The organism is Ochrobactrum sp. RH2CCR150, from assembly GCA_014138095.1.
Classification (GTDB): domain Bacteria; phylum Pseudomonadota; class Alphaproteobacteria; order Rhizobiales; family Rhizobiaceae; genus Brucella; species Brucella gambitense.
Window position 1 is genome coordinate 143,506 of the sequence record JACGXE010000006.1, and the last position, 21,465, is coordinate 164,970.

Below are 21,465 nucleotides of genomic sequence, written 5' to 3' on the forward strand. Positions count from 1 at the left end.
ATATGTCCGGTCACGCGTATAGGGTAACGATGCGGGAACTTGATGCGAAAGATCGCGAAATACTGGCAATTCTGTCCAAGGAAGCGCGCATCGCGCTGAAGACACTGGCCGGTCGTATCGGCTTGTCCCGCAGCGCGACCAGCGAACGTGTCACGAATCTGGAACGCAGCGGCGTTATTCGCGGCTATCGCGCGGATATCGGCGAGATCGATACCAATTTCATCCGCGCCATTCTGCTCGTAAGCCTGAAACGCACGCCCGCGCTGGCGCTTCTCGACATTTTGGCGCAGCACGCGGAAGTCCGCCGCGTCTCGTCGGTCAGCGGACAGCTTGATCTGGTTGTCGAACTGGAAGCGGCAACAATCGACGATCTGAACCGCGTGCGCGACCTCGTTGCCGCCCATGATATCGTCGACGACATCACCACCGCTTTCGTGCTGCGGCGCGATATCGACCGCGAAGTCAGATAGGCATCATACAAACGGCAGGCTGAAGCTCGCGCTTCGCCTGCCCATCATATTGCTTTAAGCTTTTGTTTTCACGTATGTCTTTATCCCGAAACGGTTTCCGCTTTCGGGAGACATGCTCTAGCTCTGATAAATATCAGCGCGTGTTTGCGGCACAGCCGAAATGCCACGTTTGCGCTTCGAGGCGAGCGTCTGGTTGATCTGAACCGTTCCGCGTTCAAATGCCAATGCACATCCTGCGAGATACAATATCCAGAGGCGCGCCCGCGGATAACCGACCTCGGCAACGGCCTTGTCAAAATTGGCATGAAGCCGTTCCGCCCACATGCGGCAGGTGCGGCCGTAATGCTCGCGGAGATTTTCCACGTCATGCACCTCGAAGCCATGGCCTTCGAGATTCTCGACGGTCATGCCCAGATGGTCCAGTTCACCGCCCGGGAAAATATATTTCACCAGCGCCAGATGCTCGGCGCTTTTGCGGTTGAAACTCTTCTTGTTCTTCTTCATGCGCCGGGTAATGGCGTGATGCATATAGAGGCCACCGGGCCGCAGCAAACGCCGCACCGATTTGAAATAGGTGTCGTAATTGGCAATGCCGACATGTTCGAACATGCCGATGGAAGAGATCTTGTCGAACTCCTGATCAAGCTCGGTATAGGACTTGATGTGGATGGTGATCTTGTCTTCCAGCCCGGCAGCCTTGATCCGTTGTCGGGCCAGCGCCGTCTGCGCTTCCGACAGCGAAACGCCGGTTCCAATCACGCCATAATTTTGCACAGCGTGGATCAAAAGCGCGCCCCAGCCGCAGCCGATATCCAGAAAACGGTCGCCCGGCTTCAGACGCAGCTTGCGGCAGATCAGATCCAGCTTGTCGTGCTGCGCCTGATCCAGACTGTTCTGCCAATCGGTGAAATAGGCGCAGGTGTAGACCATGCGTTCATCGAGAAACAGCTGATAGAACTCGTTCGACACATCGTAGTGATGGGTGATCGCTTCCTTGTTCGAACCGCTGACGAAGGGCGACTTTCCGTCGATATTCGCCTGCTCCTTCGCCTTTCCGGCAAAGAGCAGTGATGGAATGCCTTTCATCAACTGCCATTTCGGCAGCGCCTTGATCCGTTCCTTGAGATGACCGTCGAGCTTCGTTTCGGCGACATCGAAGATGGTTCCATTTTCGATGTCGACCGCGCCGGACGTCCAGAGACTGATAAGCGTATCGTAATTCGGCTTCAGCACCACCTGACGCACGACCGACGGGTCCTTGATCGCGAGCGTTGGCCCGTCAAAAGCGCCAATCTGGGTGCCGTCCCACAGTTTGACATTCAACTGCGGTCGAATGGTTTCGACAATGGTCCGAATGGTACGCGCCGCACCGGTCTCTGCTGCCATGCAATGTCTCCCAATCTGGACATCGATTCGCTATGAAGAATTACCGTAATCTCTCCGATTGGAGAAAGCATCAGGAATACCGATCTGCTGCTCGGCGCGATACAAGTTACCGTGAACGCACAGCTTTTCAGCCTATGCTTTGACCGCGATGAATGTCCTGCGGTCGGATTTTGGCAAGTGCGGACACCAGAACGCCGGTGATAACAGCCTTCACCACATCGCCCGGAATGAAGATGGCCAGCAGCTTGACCGCTTCAAGGAAAGGCTTTGCGAGGATCAGCGACATGCCGATTGCGCCGAACAGATAAAGCACAACAATGCAGCCCAGAACCGCACCGATAAAGGTCGATACACCGAGATTGGCGATGGGTGCACGCTCGATGAAAAGGCCCGTGACGTAAACTGCCGGTATCCAGCCGAGCAGAAAGCCAACCGTCGGGCCGGAGAAAACACCAAGTCCGCCGCGTCCGACCGCCAGAACAGGCAATCCGATTGCGACCAGAAGAATGACCAGCGCCACAGCGGCGACACCGCGTTTCGGCCCCAGAACAGCTCCGGCAAGCATGACGCCAAGATTTTGCGCAGTAATCGGCACGCCGAAGCCGAGCGTGACAGCCGGCAAAAAGCCCAATGCGCAGATCAGCGCTGCAAACAGGGCCACATGGGCGACATTTCTTTCCATAGGGTGAGCCTTTACTTGAGAGTTCCACCGCGAGCACGCAATGCTTCGGCAACATGATCGGCATCGTCGAGTGCCGCCAGCGAAAGCGGCAATACCAGTTGCCAGCCCGGACGCCTGCGCGACCGGGCGCACCATGCTTCAACGAGCTGTCCGGCCTTGGCAATCAGCACTGGTGAAAAGCGTATCACCAGCGGGATGGCCGTTTCGAGAATTTTTGTCGGCAGGCCGAGGCGACGGAGAGGCGCGTTCAGAAACCGCAGCAGATGCACGAAATCTTCAAGCGGCGTGGTCATCGTTACCAGATTGGCCAAGGCAATCATCGTGACCACCCGTACCGTGATCTCCACCCCTTCAAGGGCTGTGTAGAAAGCCAGATGCCAGAGAAAAATCACCGCAGCAAACGGCAGAACCGGACGCATGGCCTGCAAGCCCGCGCGAAAGAAAACGCGCCCCGGAAGGGCATAAAGCACGAGGCAAAACACAAAAGCGCCGAGCTGGAACCAGACCGACTTGACCATGAAGAGCGTCGTGGTCGCAATGCAAAGCGCTGCCACCTTGGCCGCCACCGGCCATTGATGGGCGCGTGTTTTAACGGGAGAGGTGAGAGAGATCATCGCTCTTGCCCTGAAGGATCATTTCTTCAACATAGCGGGTCAGAACAGTTTGCGCATCCCCGGTTTCCCTGATCTGGCCCTGATCGATCCAGAACACTTCGTCGTAGCCGTTCAAATCTTCCGGATGGTGGGAAATGTGGAGAAGACGCGCCTCACCGGCATTCAGATAGCGCGACAGCTGATGCCGCGTGGGAATATCGAGACCGGCAAAAGGCTCGTCGAGGATGATCAGCGCCGGGCGCATCGCAACCACGGACATCATGCAGACGAGATGCTTCTGCCCCTGCGACAAAGACTGGATGGCGGCATCGGCCCAATGTTCCTTGCCAAAATCGCCCAGCACCTTTGTCGCCATCGTCCGCGCATCGGCTTTGGTTGCGCCCTGCTGGCGCAGGCCGAAAGCAATTTCCTCAATGACAGTTGGAAAGATGATCTGGTGTTCGGGGTTTTGAAACAGGATACCGACCGTTGAAAGCGCCGCCTCGCGGTCTTCGTAAAGGTCCTGACCTGCAATGCGGATCGCTCCTTCCGAGGGTTTCAGCAGACCCGCCAGAAGCCGCGCCAGCGTGCTCTTGCCGGAACCGTTTCTGCCGACAATGCCCATTCTGCGCGCTGTGGAATGGAGCGAGACACCATGCAGGATCGGTCGCCCGGCGATCGCGTAACCGACGCCGTCGACAGCAATGAATGGTGCAGATGCGCCATTATCGGGCATGGTTCAACAATCCTGTATCTGGTCCGTCTCGGGCCTGCTTCTCACATCTCTGTAAAGCCTTGCAGGCTTTGACCAGAACCCGTCTAGGATTGCAACCATGCAGGCAGACCCGTCGCGCATGCGGATCAAGATGTTCATTCGTCAAACCGGCTTGTCGGTTCGTCCGTTTTTACTGTTTCCCAACACCTAAAGATTGGTTAATGTTCAGTTAATTGCGCCGATCTCGCGGCGACCCAACGCAGTTAGCGTTGGATGGGGGAGAAAATGAAAAATGCGCAGCAGTTCAATGAAGAGGGATAGCGGGGCAAAAGCGGAATCGCCCGCCCACACATCGACAAGAACGAACGGACAATTGAAGCGACCAATCTGGATCGACCGGCTTACGGCATCGGAACTGGCGCTCTTTGCCTGCTCATGTGCGGTCGGCACCATTATTGTGCTCAGCCAGGTGCTCCAGTTCTGAAGCTGCGGCCTTATGAAAAAGGCGGGACTGTTCAGTCCCGCCTTTTGTTTTATCAGGCTGCCAGCGAGGCGATATCGATCACGAAGCGATAGCGCACGTCGCTTTTCAGAACGCGCTCGTAGGCTTCGTTGATATCCTGAATATTGATCATCTCGATTTCGGAGACGATGTTGTGCTCACCGCAGAAATCCAGCATTTCCTGGGTTTCCTTGATCGAGCCGATCATCGAACCGGAAAGGCTCTTGCGGCCGGGGATGAGCGAGAAGGCATGGAGCGGCACCATATCTTCCGGCACGCCGACAACGACCATGGTTCCATTGACCTTGAGCAGGCCAAGATAGGCGTTCCAGTCAATGGCGACGCCAACGGTGCAGATGATCAGATCAAAGCTGCCTGCAAGCTTCTCGAAGGTCGCGGCATCGCTGGTGGCGTAGTATTCCTTCGCACCAAGCTTGAGGCCGTCATCCTTCTTCGACAGCGACTGGCTGAGCACTGTGACATGCGCGCCCATCGCATTGGCAAGCTTCACGCCCATATGGCCAAGCCCGCCCATGCCGACAATGGCAACACGCTTGCCGGGACCGGCATTCCAATGGCGGAGCGGCGAATAAAGCGTGATGCCGGCGCAAAGCAGCGGTGCCGAAGCATTGAGCGGCAGATTGTCCGGCATGGACAGGACATAGCCTTCCTTGACGACGATCTGATCGGAATAGCCGCCCTGCGTGCGCGCCTTGCCGTCGGCTTCGTCGCTATTATAGGTCTGGACCAGACCCGGCATGTAATGCTCATTGTCGACGTCGCGCGTCGCACAGCCGACACAGGAATCCACGAAGCAGCCAACGCCGACCTTGTCGCCAACCTTGAACTTCGTCACCTTGTCGCCAACGGCAGTGACAACACCGACGATCTCATGTCCGGGGACAATCGGATAAACGGCGTTCTTCCATTCATTGCGAACGGTATGAATGTCGGAATGGCAAACACCGCAATACTGGATCGAGATGACCACATCGTCGGCATTGGGCTCGCGGCGTTCAAACGTGAACGGTACCAGCGGCTGATCCGCATCAGTTGCGGCATAACCTCTTGCAATAGCCATAATAAACTCCGTTTTTCAGGGAAAAATTGGGGGAGGATGAGATGATCGACTATGCTCCGAACCGGGAAAACAGGGTAGACCGATCCTGCAAGCTTCTTGCACAATCCTGCAAATCTGATGTGCCCGACCAACCCTGTCCCTTGGTTTCGATTTCCGAAGAGGATAAATAAGGACCATGTCGGATCGTTGACAAAGCAAGGTGCCCATGAATTTACCCGTCGATGCATATAGGGAGCTGGCGTCGCTTGCCGAGCGCTTCATCGAGACTGATGGCGAGCGCAAAACTGCGATCGACGGCCTGTCGATAAGCAGACGTTCGACGCCAAGTGTGCCCTGCCATGGCAGCTATCGCCCATGTCTCGCGATGGTTCTTCAAGGTTCGAAGTCGCTGCGTCTTGGGTCGGCCACGATCAACTATGCAACGGGAGAATATCTGGTCACCTCGCTCGATCTGCCGGTAACCTGGCGCGTGGTCGAAGCCAGCGCGGAAGCGCCGCATCTTTGCCTGTCGCTCGCAATCGACAGCGAAAAACTGGTCGATCTGCTTGGTCGCAGCGATATTCGTCGCGGCATTATCCCTTCCGAAAACCAGTGGGGCATCAGCGTCAATGCGGCACCTGCCGGGCTGGTCGATGCGGTGATCAGGCTTTTGCGCCTCCTCGATAGCCCGGAAGATATTCCCGTCATGGCGCCGCTGATCGAACAGGAAATTCTTTATCGTCTGCTGACAGGCCCAAGCGGCGACCGTCTGATCAATATCGCCACAGTGGACAGTCAGGCCAACCGGATCGCGCGCGCCATCGGATGGCTGCGCCAGCATTTTGCGCTGCCTTTGCGCATCGAGCAACTGGCTGAACATGTGAATATGAGCCCGTCGTCATTTCACCACCATTTCAAGTCGATCACGGCCATGACGCCGATCCAGTATCAAAAGCAGCTGCGCCTGAGCGAAGCGCGCCGCCTGATGCTAGTCGAGAGACTGGATGCCGGCACGGCTGGCCACCGCGTGGGCTATCAAAGTCCTTCGCAATTCAGCCGTGAATATAGCCGCCTCTATGGCAATCCTCCGGTTCGCGATATCGAGGCCGCATAAGAACATCACAAAATTTGTTCAAACTTCTTCACTATAGGCAGGCTTTGCTTGCTGTCGCTGTCGTATTCCCTATCTATAAACGAGGCGGATCGATGCATGCATGATGGTGAAGATGATGAATACAAACGTCCAGGGATTCTCAAATCCGGAGCGTAGTTTTTCCGTTCCGGCCAATGAAGTCGAACGGCTGGAAAGCGTTCGAAGCCTTGTCTCCCTTTCGAGCATCGGCTTGCCTGAACTCGATACGCTTGTCGGTCTCGTCAAGGATGCATTTGGCGCGAGCACATCCGCTCTCAACATTGTCGATCAGGACTGGCAGCGCGTCGCCGCCAATGCCGGGCAGCAAGTCGGCAGTTGTCCGCGCGAGATGACCGCCTGCACATTCGTCGTTGAAAGCGGCAAAAGCTTTGTGATCGAGGACATGGTTGAAGACCGTTTCTTCTGCACCATGCCCTATGTCACCGGAGAACCGCTTTTCCGGTTCTATGCCGGCGCGCCGGTTTCGGTCGATGCAGGCCTGACGGTCGGTTCGCTTTGCATTCTCGACAACAAGCCCCGGCATATTTCCCAAAGCGACATGGCCAAGCTTGAAGACTTTGCACGCGTTGCGAGCGGCCTTCTGCGCCTGCAAAAGACCAACAAGTTCCTCAATGACGATTCCATTGCCCTCAAGCGTCTGGCCCTGACCGACCGGCTGACCAAACTCTACAATCGCGGCGCGCTTTACGAGCTGGCAATCCCGATGATCGAGGATGCGCTGAAGAACGGCAGATCGGTTGGGGCGCTGTTGATCGATCTCGACCGCTTCAAAGCCGTGAACGACACGCATGGACATATTATGGGCGACGGCCTGCTGATTGAGGCCGCGCGGCGTCTGCGTTCAACCCTTGGGGCCGACGACCTGCCGGTGCGGGTCGGCGGCGATGAATTCGCTGTTATTCTGCCCAATCCGAGCGGAGAGAACGAAATCGAAGCCGTTGCCGGAAAGATCGTGGACGCCTTCCGCGAGCCCTTCATCATTAATGGCATTGTTCTGGATGTCTCCGCCAGCATCGGCGCTGTTGTGGCGCCACGCGACGGCCTCACACCGCAGGATCTGGCGCGCAATGCCGACATCGCGCTCTATGAAGCCAAAGGCAAGGGACGCAATTGCTACAGCATCTTCAGCGCAACAAACTAATCTGAGCCCTCTATCCAAAACACTGCAACCGATCAGAACTGACCGGTTGCAGTGTTTTCATTTCAGGTTTTTTCAGTCGAAAAACTGGTTCCGCGGCCGCGGCAGTCCGAGATGATCGCGCAGGGTAGAACCCTCATAGTCGCTGCGGAAAATATCGCGCCGCTGCAATTCCGGCACCAGCTTTTCCACCACATCGTCCAACCCTTGCGGCACGAATGGAAACACAACCGTAAAGCCGTCACAACCGGCCTCGTCCAGCCATTGCTGCATTTCGTCGGCGACACTTTCCGGCGTTCCCACGAAAGCCAGACCCGAATAGCCGCCATAGCGTTGGGCAAGCTGGCGAACCGTCAGGTTTTCTTCGCGCGCCAGCTTCAACACCTGTTCCTGGCTCGACTTGCTGGCATTGGTGTCAGGAAGTTCCGGCAGATAGGAATCCGGATCGAGGCCGGATACATCGTGCCCGATGGCAATCGACAAGGAAGCGATAGCGCTGTCGTAATGCACCAGACTGTCGAGCTTTGCCCGCTTTTCCTTTGCGTCGGCAATCGTCTCACCAATGACGATAAAGGCGGCGGGCAATATTTTGAGGTGATCGGGATTTCGCCCGGCGGCTGCAACGCGGCTCTTCAAATCGGCATAGAGTTTCTTTGCATCCGACAATCCGCGCGGCGCGCAGAAGACAACCTCGGCTGTCTCGGCGGCCAGTTGGCGTCCCGGTTCCGACTGACCCGCCTGCACGATCACCGGCCAGCCTTGCACCGGGCGCGCGATATTGAGCGGCCCGCGCACGTTGAAGTCGTCGCCCTTGTGGTCAAGGACATGCATCCGCGACGGGTCGAAATAAATGCCGGATTGCTGATCGCGCAGGAATGCGTCATCGGCAAAGCTGTCCCACAATCCCGTCACGACATCGAAGAATTCACGCGCCCGCTTGTAGCGCTCATCGTGAACAAGATGTTCTTGCTCGCCGAAATTGAGCGCCGCATCCGGATTGGCGGTCGTGACGATGTTCCAAGCCGCCCGCCCCTGGCTGATATGATCGAGCGAGGCGAAGCGCCGGGCGATGTGGTAGGGCTCGTCAAACGTCGTGGACGCCGTTGCGGCCAGACCGATCTTATCCGTCACCGCCGCCAGCGCCGATAGCAGGGTAAACGGTTCAAACGACGTGACTGTGTGGCTGCGCTTCAGCGCCTCTTCCGGCATGTTGAGCACGGCCAGATGATCGGCCATGAAGAAGGCGTCGAACTTGGCGGCTTCAAGCTTCTGCGCAAAAGACTTCAGATGGTGGAAATTGAAATTGGCATCGGGATAGGCTCCCGGATATCGCCACGCGCCGGTGTGCAGACTGACTGGGCGCATGAAGGCGGTGAGGTGTAACTGTCGTGTCATTCGTTCATTCCCGAAGCAGTTTCGAACCCCAATTTTAAGGGGCTTGATCCCACAACGGCAAGCACGAGCTGTTTCCACCGACCGGCGCAATTGCGCAACATTTTGTTATCGGTAGGGGGTCTTGTAGCAATCGCGACCCGATCGCCCCCCGTCTGGAAACAAGACGAAAAAAAGCCCGCCCCGGGAAATCGGGGCGGGCTTACGATCAAACACCTGAACTTATTTTTCGATGGTGCGGTTCCAGCGGCTGTTAAGCTGCTGGCGGCCTTCATTGACAGCATCCCAATCGAGCGTGTTTGCGGTTTGCATGTAACCGCGGAACGCATCAAGCTTGGCCTGTGCTTCCGGCGTACCGGCCTTGGCCTTCTGGTTCGACGGAATGACATTGCCATGATCGAGCGCCTTGCTCTGCGCATCGGCGGACAGCAAATAATGCGCCAGCTTCTGGCTCAGTTCCGGCTCGCTATTGCCTGCCAGCACGCATTCGGTCACGGCGAGAACGACCGAACCTTCCTTCGGCTGCGCATATTCAACCGGAATGCCCTTGTCCTTCAGGTTGTTCACGCCGGTTGGCGTCAGCGGGAAGATTGCAGCTTCACCGGTCTGAACCATTTCCGAAATCTTGGCCGAAGACGGGATATATTCCAGAACATTCTTGCCGATCATGTCGGGGAACTTCTCGAAGCCCGGCTCGAGGTTCTTGTCGTCGCCGCCCTGAATGCGGTTGAACATCAGGAATGCATGCAGACCGAATGTCGAGGCGGAAGCCGACTGGAATACGACGGCATTGGCGTATTTTTCATCAGCGAAGTCCATCCAGGAGGTCGGCGCAGCCCAACCCTTTTCGTCGAAAAGCTTCTTGTTATAAGCGATGCCGGTCATGCCCATATCGACGCCGATGGCCATGTCGTCCTTGATGCGGGCGGCTGGCTGAATATCGGCCAGAACCGGATCGTCAGAGATTTTCTGGCACAGGCCGCCATTGATCGCGCGAACCATCACGCCATCATCGAGCAGCATGACGTGCATCTGCGGATTGTCCTTCTGGGCGGTCGCCTTGGCGAGAATATCTGCCGACGTGCCCGGCACGACCACGACTTTCACATCATTGGCTTTTTCGAATTCCGGCAGGACGTGCTCGGTATAAGCCTTTTCCATATTGCCGCCATTCATGCCGATATAGAGCGTCTTCGTTTCTGCCGATGCGGCTGAAGCGAAAGCGACCGACAGGCCAAGCGTGGCTGCAACAGTTTTCGTAATCCGGTTGGTGTTCATGCTACTCCCCTTTGTGGTTTCAGGTTGGATTGTTTTCGGGCGCAAAACGGTCGATGGCGAAAGCGCCGATCGGCGTTTTCGTTTCTCCGTTAACGGCGAAATCGGCGAGCACGGCTCCAACTCCCGGCCCGGTCTGAAAACCGGCGCCGCAGAAACCGAAGGCGTGATAGAGATTTTTGACCCGGCTGCTTGGCCCGATCACCGGATTTCCATCCGGCATTTCAGCCTCGGTGCCAGACCAGAAGCGGATAACCTGGGCATTTTTCAGGTGTGGAAAGAGTTCGATGGCGCGTAACATCACCGATGACGCCGCATTGACTGACGGACGCGAAAAATCCGGGTTTTCAAGCGCTGTGCCGCGTCCGCCACCCATCACATAATTTCCGCGCGTCACCTGACGTCCATAGAAACCGCCGCCTTCTTCGCCGAGACTCATCGGCAGGCGAAGCGGCATGGGTTCGGTCACGACCATGGATGGATAGACACGCTTCAGCGGGACGGGCTCGCCGAAAGACGCCGCAAAGCGATCAGACCACGCACCGGCGCAGTTGAAGAGCAGGCGCGAGCGGATTTCGATCTTCTCACCCGCCAGAATGGCAAAGCCGTCGCCGGTCGCCTGCACGTCATGCACTGGCGTATTTTCCAGAACCGTCGCGCCCGCCGCCTTGGCAGCGCGTGCAAAAGCAGGCGACACAAGACGCGGATTGGCGTGACCATCATCAGCGCAAAGCGAAGCGCCAGCCACATTGCCGGGCAGCCAGGGAAACCGCTCCTTGACGGCATTGCCGCCAATCAGTTCCACCGCAAGACCCAATGGGCGAACCGTCGCCGCATAGGCTTCCAGACTTGCAAAATGCTCCTCAGTGCGCGCCAGTTTCAAATGGCCGCTGCGGATATATTCGCCGTCAATGCCGATCAGTTCCGGCAGCCGCGCCCATATCTCATGCGCGCGCTGCGATAGGGCGATCTGCTCGGGCGGGCGGCCTTGCCTGCGCACACCGCCATAATTGACGCCACTTGCCTGCGCGCCGCAAAAGCCCTTGTCGAGCAGGATAACCGACAGGCCAGCCTGACGCATGAACAGCGCTGCCGAACCGCCAACAATTCCGCCGCCAATAATGACCGCATCGGCCTGAAGACGCTGGTTCATGACGAAACGTCCTCTCTGGCCGCAGCGCCAAAACCGAGCGGGATCGGCTTGACGGGTGCCTGGGCGCGGATACGTCCGCCATCAGCGGGTGACTTGTCGCGCATGGAAGCCAGAAGTTCCGCTGCCGCTGCCGAACACATTCGGCCCTGACAGCGCCCCATGCCAACCCGGCTCAAGGCCTTGAGGCGATTGATTTCCTGCGTGTTGCCTGCGCCGATCACATCCCGCGCTTCGCCAAGGCTGATCTCTTCGCAACGGCAAAGCGTGACATCGCCTACCACCGTCTGGAACCAGTCGAGCGGAAACGGAAATGCCTTTTCGACGATAAGCCGTTCGCGATAAATACCATCAAGCTTGCGGATGAGACGTTGCTCGGTCCCGCCATCGAACGGCAATCCAAGATCGCGGAGAAGCGCGATAGCGGCAAGCTGACCGCGAATTTCGGCGGCATCGGCACCGGCAATACCGGCACCATCACCGGCGACATAGACCCCGATCCGGCTGGTGCGACCAAGCTTGTCCGTCATCGGTAACCAGGCGCGGTCGCGGTCCTCGAAGCGGAAATCACAACCGGCAAGATCGGCAAGCTGCGTTTCAGGGCGGAGCGCAAAGCCATAGGCCAACGCATCGCACGCCACTTCGCGCTCACTCTTGCCCGTGCGATAACGCAGACCTTCCACATGGCCGTCACCAGTTACCGCCTCGGGCCGAACATCATAATGGATCGGAACGCCCGCCAGTTTCAGACGCAGGCCGTAATAGGCCCCCAGCGCCACAATGCGCGGCGCGTGCAGCGCCAGATGCGCGAGATGAAACTTCGCAGTAAAAGGCGCCGTATCCAGAACAGCCGCCACCTTGGCGCCTGCATGGTGATACTGCCAAGCCACCAGATAAAGCAGCGGACCGGAACCCATGAACACGACGCGTTCGCCAACGGTGCAGCCCTGCGCCTTGAGCGCGGTCTGCGATGCGCCAAGCGTATAGACGCCGGGCTTCGTCCAGCCCTTGAAGGGAAGGACACGATCCGTTGCGCCGGTTGCAAGAATAAGATGGCTATAGGGCAGCTGATCATGAACGCCATCGGTCAGCAGATCGAGATGATCGCCATCGTTGCGTGAAATATTCCAGACCAGCGTTTCCGGGCGATAATCGATAGAGCCGCGCAATGTATCGAATGTCGTGTGCAGCGCTTCGGCCTTGTGGGCCTCGGAACCATAACGGCTGCGATAACTGCGCCCGTCATCGATCGGCGGACGGCGATAAATTTGCCCGCCGGAGCGCATGCCTTCGTCCAGCACGACAGGCCGGAGACCAGACTCGACGAGAATTTCGGCGGCGCGAATGCCCGCAGGTCCAGCGCCGACAATGATAGGTGCCGAAGCCGTGCTCATGTCGCAGGCTCCGTCACAAACGCCATGCCGTCTTCCAGCAATGTCGTGCAGGCGCGCAACTGGCTCCCTTCCGCCGTCATGACATGGCAATCCTGACAAGCGCCAATCAGGCAGAAACCTGCGCGCGGTTCGCCGGTGAATTCGGTATGACGCAGCTTTCCCTGCACCGACAGAATGGCAGTCAGCACAGTGTCGCCACGGCGTCCCTCGCAAGGCACGCCGTCGAGCGAGAAGCTGAGCGGCTGTTCGGCCAGCCGATACCGTCTGCGGAACTGGGCCGCGGAAGGTGAAACCGGGATCGTCATGATCGGATCAGCCCTTGCCTACCAGAAGACGGTCGAGGCCGAACATGCGGTCGATGATGATCATGGTGACGGTCGCGACAAGGATCATCAAGGCGGAGACCGCAGCCATCATCGGATCGATGGATTCGCTTGCATACATATACATGCGGACCGGCAGCGTGACCGTCGAGGGCGACGTGACGAAGATCGACATGGTCAGCTCATCAAAGGAATTGATGAAGGCAAGCAGCCAGCCGCCCGACAGACCCGGCAGCAACAGCGGCAAGGTGATGCGACTGAACACTGTCCACTCTCCGGCACCCAGCGTCCGCGCCGCATTTTCAGCATTGCGGTCCATACTGCCGAGCGAAGCGAGAATGAGGCGCAGCGCATAAGGCGTAATCACGATGGAATGCGCAGCAACCAGCCAGACGAATGAACCCGTGAAGCCCATCAGGGAGAACAGGCGCAGGAATGCGACACCCAGCACCAGATGCGGAATGATCAGCGGCGACAGAAACAGCGCATTGAGCGCATCGCGGCCACGGAAATTATATTGCGCAATGGCAAGCCCGGACGGCACCGCCAGCAATGTGGAAATCGTGGCCGAGAAGAAGGCGAGCTTCACGCTGTTATAGAACGACGTCATAAAGTCGTTATGCTCGAACACAGCCTTGAACCAGCGAAGCGAAAGGCCGTTCCAAGGCATGGTCAGCGTGTTTTCCGGGGTGAATGCCACCAGACACACCACCAGCATCGGCGCCAGCATGAAGATGACGACCAGCGTGTGGAAGAAAAGGGCGAAAGGACCGTTCTTGACCATGGTGCTTACCCCAGTTTCTTCTTGGCCTGCCCTTCGAGCAGGCGGTTATAGGCGATCATGATGATGAGATTGGCCACCAGAACGATGATGGCGATCGCAGCTCCCAGCGGCCAGTTCAGCTCGATCAGGAATTCGTCATAGACGACGGTAGCCGCCATCTTGAGACGGCGTCCGCCAAGCAGGCCCGGAATGGCAAAGGAACTGGCCGACAAAGCGAATACGATGAGGCTGCCCGAAAGAATGCCAAGCACGGCCTGCGGAAACACCACGCGGCGCAATGCCGTCAGGCGCGATGCGCCAAGCGTAAGCGCGGCTGCTTCCACTGACGGGTCGAGTTTCTGCAGCACGGTCCACACCGGGATCACCATGAAGGGCAGCATGATATGCACCAGACCGATCACGATGGCGGTCTCGCTATAAAGGATCTGCGTCGTCGGCAGGCCGACCAGCTGCAGCAGGCTGTTCACCAGACCATTGCGTCCGAGAAGCATGCTCCAGCCGAAGGTGCGCACCACGACCGAAACCAGAAGCGGTCCGATGATCACCAGCAGGAAGATGGAGCGCCACGGCTTGCGCATATTCGAAAGAATATAGGCTTCCGGCACGCCGATCAGCACCGTGATGACAGTCGTGATAAGAGCGAGCTTGAGCGTCCGCCAGAAGATCGACAGATAATAGGGGTCTTTGAGAACCTGCGCGTAATTGGCGAGCGAGTAGACGTTCTCGATGCCCTTGTCATAGCTGTAGCTGTTGAAAGACAGCAGGATCGTCAGCCCCAGCGGCAACAGCACCAGCGCGAAGAAAAGCAGGGTCGACGGCCCGGCCAGGAAAAGCGGCATCAGATTGCGCGGTTCCTTCGGGGCTGCGGATGTACCTTCTGAGATCACCGAAGCCATGTTCAGTTCACCCCTGCGGTGAGGATACGGCAGTCTTCATGGTTCCAGTTGAGGCCGACTTGCGTGCCCTCAGCGGGCGGCGGATTGCCGAGATTGGGCAATGACACCGAAAGCTGGCCCGCCGCCGTATTGACGCCGAGCAACCACTGGCTGCCCATGAAATAGCGCGTTGCGACTTCACCGGCGATATGACCCTCGCCGTCATTCACCAGCTGCACTTTTTCCGGGCGGATAAACACCGAGAGATCGCCGGAAAGCTTGGCTTCGCCCGCCGGGAAGCGGATCGCTGTGCCCGCAAGCGCGATCATCTCGCCTGCGGCGCGTGCCTTGAGGAAGTTGGACTTGCCGACAAAATTGGAAATGAAATGGTTGTGCGGATGCTCATAGAGCTTGTAGGGCGCATCGACCTGCGTGATGAGGCCGTTTTCCATGACCACGATGCGGTCGCTGATCGACAGCGCTTCGGCCTGGTCGTGGGTCACCATGATGGTGGTGATCCCGACAGTGCGCTGAATGCGGCGCAGTTCGAACTGCATTTCCTCGCGCAACTGCGCATCGAGATTGGAGAGCGGCTCGTCCAAAAGCAACACTGGCGGATTAATGACCAGCGCGCGGGCAATCGCAACACGCTGGCGCTGACCGCCCGACATCTCGCGCGGATAGCGATCCGCCAAAGCGCCGAGATGCACCAGTTCCAGCACTTCGCGCACACGCTTTTCACGCTCGGCCTTGGCCACATTGCGCATTTCGAGGCCGAAGCTGACATTCTGCGCCACCGTCATATGCGGAAACAGCGCATAGCTCTGAAAGACGACGCCGAGTTCGCGCTTGGCCGGGGCCAGCCGGGTAATATCACGACCGTCAAGCGTGATCGAACCGGCGGTCGGGGGCACCAGTCCGGCGATCATCTGCAAGGTTGTGGTCTTGCCGCAGCCGGAAGGACCGAGCAGCGAAATGAACTCGCCCTTTTCAATCGTCAGATTAAATTTATCGACAGCCGCGAACTTGCCGTAGTGGCGGGAAATTCCGGAAAGGGTCAAAAAGCTCATTGCGTCTCCCTCTCGGCCTGACTTCCGCAGAATTGTGCGGGGGAGCGGAAGCGCCGTGATGTTGTCTCACGTCGCCTCTTTACAGGGCTGGCTGGCGGGGCGGTCATTCATGCTCGGTTGCGCAGCAACACTTTATTGGCCAGCCGCTTTCGCGGCTGCATCGTTCCCTGAACAACGCCTGAAGCAAAACCGCCGATCCGTTTGCAGCACCTTTTCGGTGCCTTGCCGGACCTTCCCATTGGCGACGCTTTCAGATGGCAGAAAAAATTCCGCGATTACAAATTATAATTTTTAAATCCGGAAGAAATTATATATATCTTTTAAAATACAGAATTTGGAAGCAATTTTATGGATGATATATCAGAGAATTCGAAATCTGGCGCTGCTCTCAACTCAAGTCTGGTGAAGGCAATCCATATTTTGAAAGGTCTGGCCGCCAGCGCCGAGGACGGCGTGCGGCTGATCGATCTGGCCCGCGATCTCGAATTGAGCCAGCCATCCACCCATCGTCTGCTGAAGACGTTGATTGCCGAAAACCTTGTCGAGCAAATCGCTGACAAGAAAGCCTATCGCCTGTCACTGGAGTTTTTCGCCATGGCGGCGCAGGCCCGGCAACGCGACGGAATACTGAATATTGCGCGCCCGTCGCTCCTGCGGCTGTCGACCACGTTCAACGATACGGTTTTCCTGCTGGTGCGCAGCAATTTCGATGCTGTGTGTCTTGATCGCGTCGAGGGACCGTTTCCGATCCGCTCCTATACCGGCGATATTGGCGGCAAGGTTCCGCTTGGTATCGGCCAGGGCAGTCTCGCCATTCTCGCCTTCCTGCCGGAAGAAGAGCGCGAGGCGATCATCCGCTTCAACATGCCCCGCATTCTGGATAAGTCCACCATCGACGAAGTTGATCTGCGTATCCTGATCGATGACGTGCGAAAGACAGGTGCTGCAACCTTCAACTTCAATATGATCGACGGCATGGCCGGTGTCGGCGTGCCCATTCTCGACCATAGCGGTGAAGCCGTGGCGGCCTTTAGCGTTGGCACGCTGGCCTCACGCCTGACCGAACAGCGGCTGCAAACAGTTGTCGAACTGCTGAGCCGGGAAGCGGCAATCATTTCCCACAAGATCAGCCCGTTCGATCCCAGCCTGCGCCAGCCTAATCAGGCGCTGGCAAATCGCAGATAGCGGTTACAAGCCTTACTGGGCGCGGCGCACGGTTTCAGACGGAAGATAACCGAAACGTTGGCGGTAATCGGCCGAGAACAGGCCCATATGGTTGAACGCCCAGGCCATGGCGATGCGCGTAATATCGCCGGGTCCGGCATATCCGCGGGCAAGCTCTGCATGCACCTTGTCCAGCCGCATATTCTTGAACACGCCGAGCGGCGTGTTGCCCCGGACACTGCGGAAGGTGCGGTGCAACGTGCGGGCGCTGGTGCCCGTTGCGTCGACCAGCTCCTGCAAGGTCAGTTGCTTGTCGAGATTGTCGAGCATGAATTTTTCGGCGCGCTGGACATAGCTCGGCACCGCACTCATCAGCGGTCTTGCGCGCGGCTGCGTATCGAGCGCCGCCGCAAGCGACGCCATCAGGCTGTCTTCCAGCCGCTCCGACAGACCGCCATGGAAGAAGGCTTCCTTGTCCTTCTCGATCTCGTTCATGACGAAATGCGCCAGCTGATAGAAGGCATGGCCAACCGGCGTATCAAACGAGACGACGCGCTTGTTGTGGGTGAACTGCTCGATGAATTCCTTGCCGCCCAGAATATCAATCTGGGTATCGTTCAGGCTGAAAATCAGCATGCGCGTGGACGGGTGAAACTCAAGATCGATTGCCGAATGCGCATCAACCAGCTGGGCATTCATGCCCGACTGATACAACAGCTCGTCACCGCGCCGGTCGCGTGAAACGAAGATGCCCTGCAACGGAACCTGCAACAAAGTCATATCGTTATGCGCTTCGACTTCGATGCGGGCGTGGCCGCCAATGCGGATTGCCGTCAGGCCGAAGGGCCGCATGCGCCCATGGGCAACTTCCGTGCGATAGGTCCGGCTGGATTTCTTCGAGATGCGGCAAGGCCGGAGCAACCCGGACATGGTGTCCTGAAACGAATCGATGGACGGCGAAAGCCGGTGCATATAGCTCGTAGTCGGCATCACGATATTCCCCGTATCTCGTTTAGAGAGCATTTTATTTTAAGATTAAAGTATCATGCCGTGGCGAGAGCGCAAGCACCGTGAAAATTTTGCCCAAAAGCGCGTTTCTGGCGGTTTCCTGTTAGGAATGGCGATTTGGTGATAGACAGCACCGTTCCCGCTTTTATCGTTGGTCCCAGGCGCCAGAGAGCAGCCACGAAAAAGGGAACCGCGAATGAAAGCGATTATCGTCGGAGGGGGCATTGGCGGCCTCACCATGGCACTGATGCTGCATGCACGAGGCATTGCCTGCCAGATTTTCGAAGCAGCACCGGAAGTCCGCGAACTGGGCGTTGGTATCAACGTCCTTCCGCACGCCATCCGCGAACTGGCTGAGATCGGTCTTCTGCCAGCACTCGACGCCACCGGCATCCGCACCCGCGAGCTGATTTACGCCACACGGCAGGGCCAGGAAATCTGGCGCGAACCCCGCGGCGTGGATGCAGGCTATGATGTGCCGCAGTTTTCCATCCATCGCGGCTATCTGCAGAAACTGCTTTATGATGCCGTGATCGAACGTCTCGGCCCAGACGCTATCGTCGCCAACCAGCGCTGCGTCGGCTATGAGCAGAACGAAGGTTCGGCGACAGTGCATTTCGCTGAAGGGTCGAAGATCGCCTCGGCAACCGGCGACATTGTCATCGGCGCGGATGGTATTCACTCCGTCATCCGGCATCAGATGTTCCCGAACGAAGCCGGGCTTAAATGGAATGGCGTCATGATGTGGCGCGGCGCAGTTGAAAGCGATCCGTTCCTTGACGGCCGCACCATGATCGTTGCAGGCGGCTTCACCTATAAGCTGGTGCTTTACCCCATCGCCAAGGGCACCACGCCCGGCAAAATTCTCAACAACTGGGTCGTCACCTATCGTCCCGGCGCCGACGGTTCGCCTGCGCCGAAGCGCGAGGATTGGAGCCGTCGCGGCACGCATGAAGAGCTGATGCCGCATGTCGAAAAGTTCGGCATCAATGTCGTGGATCTTGCCGCGCTGGTGCGGGCAACCGATACGTTCTTCGAATATCCCATGTGCGACCGCGATCCCGCGCGCTGGTGGACCGATGGCCGCGTGGCGCTGATCGGCGATGCCGCCCATCCGATGTATCCGGTCGGGTCCAACGGCGCGAGCCAGGCCATCATCGACGCCCGCACGCTGGCCGATCATCTGGCCGTCGCCGAACACGGTCGCGCGGCACTTGCCGCCTATCAGGCCATCCGGCTGCCCGCGACAGCGGAAATTGTTCGGCTCAACCGGCTGGGCGGCCCGGAAGGCGTCATCGATGAGGTCGAACGTCGCGCACCGTCCGGTGTTGCCGATCTGGACGGCGTCATCAGCTTTGCCGAACGCGAGGCGATTGTTCGCGGCTATGCCGCAAAGGCGGGCTTTTCAACACAGCAGGTCAACCGGGAAGTGGCTCGAGCCTCGGCCTGAAACCTGCACCTGAATAGTTTCTAAACGCGCATCTTTTCCGAAAACCGTTTCACACTTTTCGGGATGCGCTCACATGAAAGGGAATCCAAGTGACTGATCTTCCAGCTGGCGTTACCAAATCCGGCTCCTCCGTCGACGGTGTTGTCTGGCACATTCTGGGCCAGACCTATGTGCCCAAGCATGTCTGCGAAAGCTCCATGTCGTGGCATGCAACCTTCCCTCCCGGCACCTTCGTTCCGCCGCATATCCACACCACGCAGGAAGAATTCATCTATGTGCTGGAAGGCCGCCTCGACCTGCTGCTCGACGGCAAGGATGCCGTTGCCGAAGCGGGTGATCTCGTCTGCCTGCCGCGCAACGTGTCGCACGGCATTTTCAACAAGTCCGAACAGCCGGTGAAGTGCGTTTTCTGGGTTTCGCCGACCGCAAAACTCTGGGACCTGTTCGTTCGCATCAATAATGTCGGTGATCCGGCTGAAATAGTTCGCGTTGCACCGGCTCACGAGGTTGAATTTTTGCCCGCGCCAGCAGAATAATGCATCCGCCCGGCAGATGTATGGGAGTACATCTGCCGGGTATTAAGCATTTCCAGCAAAAGCGTTTCGCGGTTTTGTGTCGGGCAATGCGAAAGAAAAAGAAAACAGAGCAAAAATCTGCAATCGAGGTGGAACAATGAAAATTTCGACGAAAGCAGCACTGGCGCTGCTCGCCGCAACCATGTTGAACGGAACCGCGCAGGCCGAAGACGGCAAGATCAAGATCGGTTTGATCTATACGCTAAGCGGGCCATCGGCCTTGCTGGGCGAACAGTCCCGCGACGGTTTTTTGCTCGCCATGGACAAGCTGGGCAACAAGCTCGGCGGCCTCGATGCTGAAATCATCGTTCAGGACGATGAGCAGAAGCCGGATATCGGCGTCAACAAGGTCCAGCAGATGATCCAGCGCGACAAGGTGGATTTCGTCATCGGGCCGATCTTCTCCAATGTCCTGAACGCCATCGTCAAACCGGCAACCGAATCCGGCGCATTCCTGATCTCGACCAATGCAGGCACGTCCAATCTGGCCGGCAAGGACTGCAACCCCAATCTGTTCGTGACGTCCTATCAGAACGACCAGATGCATGAAGTTTCCGGCAAATATGCCGAAAAGCAGAACTACCAGCGCGTGTTCCTGATCGCCCCGAACTATCAGGCAGGCAAGGACGCGCTCGCCGGATTCAAGCACTCCTATAAGAACCAGGTCGCACAGGAAATCTATGTACCGCTCGGCCAGCTGGATTATTCGGCGGAACTGGCGCAGATCGCCGCTGAACAGCCGGATGCGGTCTATGCCTTCCTGCCCGGCGGCATGGGTGTGAATTTCGTCAAGCAGTATCGTCAGGCCGGCCTTGAAGGCACGCCATTCCTCTCGGCATTCACCGTGGATGAGACGACCTTGCCTGCGCAACAGGATGCAGCGGTTGGCTTCTTCGCCGGTTCGAACTGGGCGCCCGATCTCGATTCCGCACCGGCCAAGGAATTTGCCGCCGCCTATGAAGCCAAGTTCAAGCGCATTCCGGCAACCTTTGCCGTGCAGGCCTATGATGCTGCCATGCTGATCGACGCGGCGGTCAAGCAGGTCAATGGCAATCTGGCCGACAAGGACGCCTTGCGGGCCGCCATGAAGGACGCGAAATTCACCTCGCCGCGCGGTGAATTCAGCTTTGGCGACAACCACTTTCCGATCCAGAATTTCTACCTGACCAAAGTCGTCAAGCGCGATGACGGCCAGTTCGCCACGTCCTACGTTGAAACGGTCTTCAACGACTACAAGGACAACTACGCAGCTGAATGCAAGATGTAACCCGGTGGAAGAAGGGCGCTCCGATGAGCCCAGTCTTCT

General features: G+C 57.8%; 22 protein-coding genes. 7 read left to right on the forward strand and 15 right to left on the reverse strand.

All coding sequences use genetic code 11. The features are described 5' to 3' along the window. Positions 1 to 29: 29 nt before the first annotated feature. The gene (locus FHW03_RS14695) at positions 30 to 470 is read left to right on the forward strand and encodes an Lrp/AsnC family transcriptional regulator (RefSeq protein WP_078338226.1); all 441 of its coding nucleotides are present in this window, start codon (positions 30 to 32) and stop codon (positions 468 to 470) included. Between the two features lie 117 nt (positions 471 to 587). Here FHW03_RS14695 and FHW03_RS14700 read toward each other — a convergent pair whose 3' ends face one another. The 6 genes from FHW03_RS14700 to FHW03_RS14725 form a co-directional block, all read right to left on the reverse strand. Further along, positions 588 to 1,856: a cyclopropane-fatty-acyl-phospholipid synthase family protein gene (locus FHW03_RS14700; RefSeq protein ID WP_182521298.1), complete on the reverse strand. Its 1,269-nt coding sequence runs from the start codon at positions 1,854 to 1,856 to the stop codon at positions 588 to 590. Positions 1,857 to 1,983: 127 nt separating this feature from the next. Next, positions 1,984 to 2,538: a biotin transporter BioY gene (locus tag FHW03_RS14705; RefSeq protein WP_182521299.1), complete on the reverse strand. Its 555-nt coding sequence runs from the start codon at positions 2,536 to 2,538 to the stop codon at positions 1,984 to 1,986. A gap of 11 nt (positions 2,539 to 2,549) precedes the next feature. Beyond that, positions 2,550 to 3,152 (reverse strand): energy-coupling factor transporter transmembrane component T, encoded by a 603-nt coding sequence (locus tag FHW03_RS14710; protein WP_182521300.1) that lies wholly within the window; start codon positions 3,150 to 3,152, stop codon positions 2,550 to 2,552. Beyond that, positions 3,127 to 3,867 (reverse strand): ABC transporter ATP-binding protein, encoded by a 741-nt coding sequence (locus tag FHW03_RS14715; RefSeq protein ID WP_182521301.1) that lies wholly within the window; start codon positions 3,865 to 3,867, stop codon positions 3,127 to 3,129. The genes FHW03_RS14710 and FHW03_RS14715 overlap by 26 nt, the downstream gene beginning before the upstream one ends. A gap of 204 nt (positions 3,868 to 4,071) precedes the next feature. Then, positions 4,072 to 4,299 carry a hypothetical protein gene (locus tag FHW03_RS14720; protein ID WP_182521302.1) on the reverse strand — a complete coding sequence of 76 codons (228 nt, stop codon included), beginning with the start codon at positions 4,297 to 4,299 and terminating at the stop codon, positions 4,072 to 4,074. Positions 4,300 to 4,382: 83 nt separating this feature from the next. Next, the gene (locus FHW03_RS14725; protein WP_182521303.1) at positions 4,383 to 5,429 is read right to left on the reverse strand and encodes an NAD(P)-dependent alcohol dehydrogenase; all 1,047 of its coding nucleotides are present in this window, start codon (positions 5,427 to 5,429) and stop codon (positions 4,383 to 4,385) included. A gap of 205 nt (positions 5,430 to 5,634) precedes the next feature. Between FHW03_RS14725 and FHW03_RS14730 the strand changes: the two genes are divergently transcribed. Further along, positions 5,635 to 6,522 carry an AraC family transcriptional regulator gene (locus FHW03_RS14730; RefSeq protein ID WP_182521304.1) on the forward strand — a complete coding sequence of 296 codons (888 nt, stop codon included), beginning with the start codon at positions 5,635 to 5,637 and terminating at the stop codon, positions 6,520 to 6,522. A gap of 112 nt (positions 6,523 to 6,634) precedes the next feature. Further along, positions 6,635 to 7,702, forward strand: a complete 1,068-nt coding sequence (locus FHW03_RS14735) for a diguanylate cyclase domain-containing protein (RefSeq protein WP_377514887.1) — start codon at positions 6,635 to 6,637, stop codon at positions 7,700 to 7,702. Between the two features lie 72 nt (positions 7,703 to 7,774). Here the strand turns inward: FHW03_RS14735 and FHW03_RS14740 are convergent, their stop codons facing one another. The 8 genes from FHW03_RS14740 to FHW03_RS14775 all read right to left on the reverse strand — a co-directional run bounded on the left by FHW03_RS14740 (position 7,775) and on the right by FHW03_RS14775 (position 15,962). After that, on the reverse strand, positions 7,775 to 9,094 hold the full coding sequence (locus FHW03_RS14740) for an LLM class flavin-dependent oxidoreductase (RefSeq protein WP_182521306.1): 1,320 nt from the start codon (positions 9,092 to 9,094) through the stop codon (positions 7,775 to 7,777). A gap of 219 nt (positions 9,095 to 9,313) precedes the next feature. Next, the gene (locus FHW03_RS14745; protein WP_182521307.1) at positions 9,314 to 10,369 is read right to left on the reverse strand and encodes an ABC transporter substrate-binding protein; all 1,056 of its coding nucleotides are present in this window, start codon (positions 10,367 to 10,369) and stop codon (positions 9,314 to 9,316) included. A gap of 19 nt (positions 10,370 to 10,388) precedes the next feature. Further along, the gene (locus tag FHW03_RS14750; protein ID WP_182521308.1) at positions 10,389 to 11,519 is read right to left on the reverse strand and encodes an FAD-dependent oxidoreductase; all 1,131 of its coding nucleotides are present in this window, start codon (positions 11,517 to 11,519) and stop codon (positions 10,389 to 10,391) included. Beyond that, positions 11,516 to 12,910: an NAD(P)/FAD-dependent oxidoreductase gene (locus FHW03_RS14755; RefSeq protein WP_182521309.1), complete on the reverse strand. Its 1,395-nt coding sequence runs from the start codon at positions 12,908 to 12,910 to the stop codon at positions 11,516 to 11,518. The genes FHW03_RS14750 and FHW03_RS14755 overlap by 4 nt, the downstream gene beginning before the upstream one ends. Further along, positions 12,907 to 13,215 carry a (2Fe-2S)-binding protein gene (locus tag FHW03_RS14760; protein ID WP_182521310.1) on the reverse strand — a complete coding sequence of 103 codons (309 nt, stop codon included), beginning with the start codon at positions 13,213 to 13,215 and terminating at the stop codon, positions 12,907 to 12,909. The genes FHW03_RS14755 and FHW03_RS14760 overlap by 4 nt, the downstream gene beginning before the upstream one ends. Positions 13,216 to 13,222: 7 nt before the next feature. Then, positions 13,223 to 14,017, reverse strand: a complete 795-nt coding sequence (locus FHW03_RS14765; protein ID WP_182521311.1) for an ABC transporter permease — start codon at positions 14,015 to 14,017, stop codon at positions 13,223 to 13,225. Positions 14,018 to 14,022: 5 nt separating this feature from the next. Further along, positions 14,023 to 14,913, reverse strand: coding sequence for an ABC transporter permease (locus tag FHW03_RS14770; RefSeq protein WP_182521312.1), 891 nt, complete (start codon positions 14,911 to 14,913; stop codon positions 14,023 to 14,025). Between the two features lie 2 nt (positions 14,914 to 14,915). Next, the gene (locus tag FHW03_RS14775) at positions 14,916 to 15,962 is read right to left on the reverse strand and encodes an ABC transporter ATP-binding protein (RefSeq protein ID WP_182521313.1); all 1,047 of its coding nucleotides are present in this window, start codon (positions 15,960 to 15,962) and stop codon (positions 14,916 to 14,918) included. A gap of 348 nt (positions 15,963 to 16,310) precedes the next feature. On the opposite strand from FHW03_RS14775, the gene FHW03_RS14780 reads away from it, so the two are divergent. After that, positions 16,311 to 17,147 carry an IclR family transcriptional regulator gene (locus tag FHW03_RS14780; RefSeq protein WP_182521314.1) on the forward strand — a complete coding sequence of 279 codons (837 nt, stop codon included), beginning with the start codon at positions 16,311 to 16,313 and terminating at the stop codon, positions 17,145 to 17,147. Between the two features lie 12 nt (positions 17,148 to 17,159). On the opposite strand, the gene FHW03_RS14785 is transcribed toward FHW03_RS14780, so the two are convergent. After that, positions 17,160 to 18,116, reverse strand: a complete 957-nt coding sequence (locus FHW03_RS14785) for an AraC family transcriptional regulator (RefSeq protein WP_151590035.1) — start codon at positions 18,114 to 18,116, stop codon at positions 17,160 to 17,162. 214 nt (positions 18,117 to 18,330) lie between these two features. On the opposite strand from FHW03_RS14785, the gene FHW03_RS14790 reads away from it, so the two are divergent. From FHW03_RS14790 to FHW03_RS14800, 3 genes are all read left to right on the forward strand, one after another. Continuing rightward, a complete protein-coding gene (locus FHW03_RS14790; protein ID WP_182521315.1) occupies positions 18,331 to 19,584 on the forward strand; it encodes a flavin-dependent oxidoreductase in 1,254 nt (417 codons plus the stop codon). A gap of 89 nt (positions 19,585 to 19,673) precedes the next feature. Further along, positions 19,674 to 20,120: a cupin domain-containing protein gene (locus tag FHW03_RS14795; protein ID WP_151589900.1), complete on the forward strand. Its 447-nt coding sequence runs from the start codon at positions 19,674 to 19,676 to the stop codon at positions 20,118 to 20,120. A 136-nt stretch (positions 20,121 to 20,256) separates the two neighbouring features. Continuing rightward, positions 20,257 to 21,426, forward strand: a complete 1,170-nt coding sequence (locus tag FHW03_RS14800; RefSeq protein WP_078338408.1) for an ABC transporter substrate-binding protein — start codon at positions 20,257 to 20,259, stop codon at positions 21,424 to 21,426. Positions 21,427 to 21,465: the final 39 nt, after the last annotated feature.

Excerpts from the sequence above, each read along its gene's own strand:
- FHW03_RS14695 (WP_078338226.1), top strand. The coding sequence starts at position 30 with ATGCGGGAACTTGATGCGAAAGATCGCGAAATACTGGCAATTCTGTCC.
- FHW03_RS14700 (WP_182521298.1), bottom strand. The coding sequence starts at position 1,856 with ATGGCAGCAGAGACCGGTGCGGCGCGTACCATTCGGACCATTGTCGAA.
- FHW03_RS14705 (WP_182521299.1), bottom strand. The coding sequence starts at position 2,538 with ATGGAAAGAAATGTCGCCCATGTGGCCCTGTTTGCAGCGCTGATCTGC.
- FHW03_RS14710 (WP_182521300.1), bottom strand. The coding sequence starts at position 3,152 with ATGATCTCTCTCACCTCTCCCGTTAAAACACGCGCCCATCAATGGCCG.
- FHW03_RS14715 (WP_182521301.1), bottom strand. The coding sequence starts at position 3,867 with ATGCCCGATAATGGCGCATCTGCACCATTCATTGCTGTCGACGGCGTC.
- FHW03_RS14720 (WP_182521302.1), bottom strand. The coding sequence starts at position 4,299 with ATGGTGCCGACCGCACATGAGCAGGCAAAGAGCGCCAGTTCCGATGCC.
- FHW03_RS14725 (WP_182521303.1), bottom strand. The coding sequence starts at position 5,429 with ATGGCTATTGCAAGAGGTTATGCCGCAACTGATGCGGATCAGCCGCTG.
- FHW03_RS14730 (WP_182521304.1), top strand. The coding sequence starts at position 5,635 with ATGAATTTACCCGTCGATGCATATAGGGAGCTGGCGTCGCTTGCCGAG.
- FHW03_RS14735 (WP_377514887.1), top strand. The coding sequence starts at position 6,635 with ATGATGAATACAAACGTCCAGGGATTCTCAAATCCGGAGCGTAGTTTT.
- FHW03_RS14740 (WP_182521306.1), bottom strand. The coding sequence starts at position 9,094 with ATGACACGACAGTTACACCTCACCGCCTTCATGCGCCCAGTCAGTCTG.
- FHW03_RS14745 (WP_182521307.1), bottom strand. The coding sequence starts at position 10,369 with ATGAACACCAACCGGATTACGAAAACTGTTGCAGCCACGCTTGGCCTG.
- FHW03_RS14750 (WP_182521308.1), bottom strand. The coding sequence starts at position 11,519 with ATGAACCAGCGTCTTCAGGCCGATGCGGTCATTATTGGCGGCGGAATT.
- FHW03_RS14755 (WP_182521309.1), bottom strand. The coding sequence starts at position 12,910 with ATGAGCACGGCTTCGGCACCTATCATTGTCGGCGCTGGACCTGCGGGC.
- FHW03_RS14760 (WP_182521310.1), bottom strand. The coding sequence starts at position 13,215 with ATGACGATCCCGGTTTCACCTTCCGCGGCCCAGTTCCGCAGACGGTAT.
- FHW03_RS14765 (WP_182521311.1), bottom strand. The coding sequence starts at position 14,017 with ATGGTCAAGAACGGTCCTTTCGCCCTTTTCTTCCACACGCTGGTCGTC.
- FHW03_RS14770 (WP_182521312.1), bottom strand. The coding sequence starts at position 14,913 with ATGGCTTCGGTGATCTCAGAAGGTACATCCGCAGCCCCGAAGGAACCG.
- FHW03_RS14775 (WP_182521313.1), bottom strand. The coding sequence starts at position 15,962 with ATGAGCTTTTTGACCCTTTCCGGAATTTCCCGCCACTACGGCAAGTTC.
- FHW03_RS14780 (WP_182521314.1), top strand. The coding sequence starts at position 16,311 with ATGGATGATATATCAGAGAATTCGAAATCTGGCGCTGCTCTCAACTCA.
- FHW03_RS14785 (WP_151590035.1), bottom strand. The coding sequence starts at position 18,116 with ATGCCGACTACGAGCTATATGCACCGGCTTTCGCCGTCCATCGATTCG.
- FHW03_RS14790 (WP_182521315.1), top strand. The coding sequence starts at position 18,331 with ATGAAAGCGATTATCGTCGGAGGGGGCATTGGCGGCCTCACCATGGCA.
- FHW03_RS14800 (WP_078338408.1), top strand. The coding sequence starts at position 20,257 with ATGAAAATTTCGACGAAAGCAGCACTGGCGCTGCTCGCCGCAACCATG.